The organism is Posidoniimonas corsicana, assembly GCF_007859765.1.
Lineage (GTDB): Bacteria > Planctomycetota > Planctomycetia > Pirellulales > Lacipirellulaceae > Posidoniimonas > Posidoniimonas corsicana.
Genome location: NZ_SIHJ01000012.1, coordinates 1 through 1,646 on the forward strand (window position 1 = coordinate 1; position 1,646 = coordinate 1,646).

Sequence of the window (1,646 nt, forward strand, 5' to 3'; positions counted from 1 at the left end):
ATTGGTCACCGCCGTCTTGATGGAACAAAGCGAACAGTGGGAGACCGGAAAGCGGTACGTCACGTTCTAACCAAGCCTGCCCGCCAAACTCGATCTGTGGCTTTTACAGAAAGGCTGGGGCGGTATCGCGTGAGCAGCAGGAGGAGCTGTTTGTTGTGGCGGACCAGCTGCCCAAGAGCGATGGGCACGTGTTCTACTGGAAGCTGAACGGTCTGCTGGACGAGGCGGGGTTCGACGACTTCGTGGAAGCGGTGTGCGGGCCGCACTACGACGCGTCGGGCAATGGCCGGCCGTCGATCCCGCCGGGGGGGGGGACTTCCGGATGCTGTTTGTCGGCTACTACGAGGGGATCGGCAGCCAACGGGGCGTCGCGTGGCGGTGTGCTGACAGCCTGTCGCTGCGGAAGTTCCTGGGTGTGCCGCTGACGGAGGACACGCCCGACCACTCGAGCCTGACCCGGATCCGGGACCGGCTCCCCTATGAGGTGCACTCGGGCATCTTCCGGTTCGTGCTGAAGCTGGCGTCGGAGAAGGGGCTCTTGAAGGGCAAGGCCGTGGGGGTCGACTCGACCACGCTGGAGGCGGACGCGGCGATGAAGAGCATCGTCCGCCGAGACTCGGGCGAGGACTGGGAGGGGTACCTCACCCGGTTGATGAAGGAAGAGGGCGTGATCGAAGATGGGGACGAGCCGACCAGCGAAGACCCAACCCGTACCTCAAGTGAGTGAACTAACGGAGGCGTCCGCGCAACACCTGTGGGGGTGTTGCGGGACGCTCCCCCACTACCAAGCCAGGGGAACGCCAAAAACTATGTGCGCATCTTGACGGACACTACCGGAACGCCAAAAACTAGGTGTGCATCTTGACGGACACTACCCACGTGGTCGATCTGGACACCGAGCTGATCCTCGCGGCGGAGGTCTACGAGGCGGACCACAGCGACGCGCAGACGCTGGCGGACAGCCTGGTTGAGGCGGTGATCAACACCGAGCAGGCGGGCGTCGAGCAGGAGATCGAGGAGGCCGTCGCGGACAAGGGCTACCAAACGGCCTCGCAGTTGGAGCTGGTCCAGTGGCTCGGTTTCCGCACCTATGTCCCCGAGCCAGAGCGGAAGCACAAGTCGCGTTGGACCAACAAGCCGCCGGAGCACAAGGACGCGGTGTACGCCAACCGCCGCCGCACCAAGACCGAGAAGAACAAGCGGCTGCAGCGATTGCGATCGGAGCGGGTCGAGCGGTCGTTCGCCCACGTGTGCGAGACGGGCGGCTCGCGACGAACGTGGCTGCACGGGATCGACAAGGTCCGCAAACGGCTGCTCTGCTCAGCGATGACGCGGAACCTGGGTCTGGTGATGCGCCGCCTGTTCGGGTGCGGCACGCCGAGGGGCCTGCAGAAGGAAGGGGCCTTTGCCGCGGCCGCGCAGACCGCCTGGCTTGCCATCAGGCGCCTTGTCGCGCTCCTGGCGATCATGTCGCGCAGCGGGCCGGCCATACAAAACAATCATCACACAACCTGCCGACTGACCAGCCCCCCCGGACAGTACCAGTATCTATGTTAAGGCCAGCAGGCCGCTCGCTTGGCTCGCTGTAGGCGTAGCCGGAAGCGAGCCAAGCGAGCGGATCGCCTCGGGGGCTGGGGGCCGGTAGC

General features: G+C 65.0%; 2 protein-coding genes. Both read left to right on the forward strand.

From position 1 onward, the window contains the following. Positions 1-322: 322 nt before the first annotated feature. Positions 323-727, forward strand: coding sequence for a transposase (locus KOR34_RS26325; protein ID WP_197531772.1), 405 nt, complete (start codon positions 323-325; stop codon positions 725-727). 134 nt (positions 728-861) lie between these two features. Next, positions 862-1,557 (forward strand): transposase, encoded by a 696-nt coding sequence (locus tag KOR34_RS26330; RefSeq protein ID WP_197531773.1) that lies wholly within the window; start codon positions 862-864, stop codon positions 1,555-1,557. The last annotated feature ends 89 nt before the right edge of the window (positions 1,558-1,646 follow it).

What these genes read in the sequence shown, in the direction of transcription:
- KOR34_RS26325 (WP_197531772.1), top strand. Translation starts at nt 323, where the DNA reads ATGCTGTTTGTCGGCTACTACGAGGGGATCGGCAGCCAACGGGGCGTC.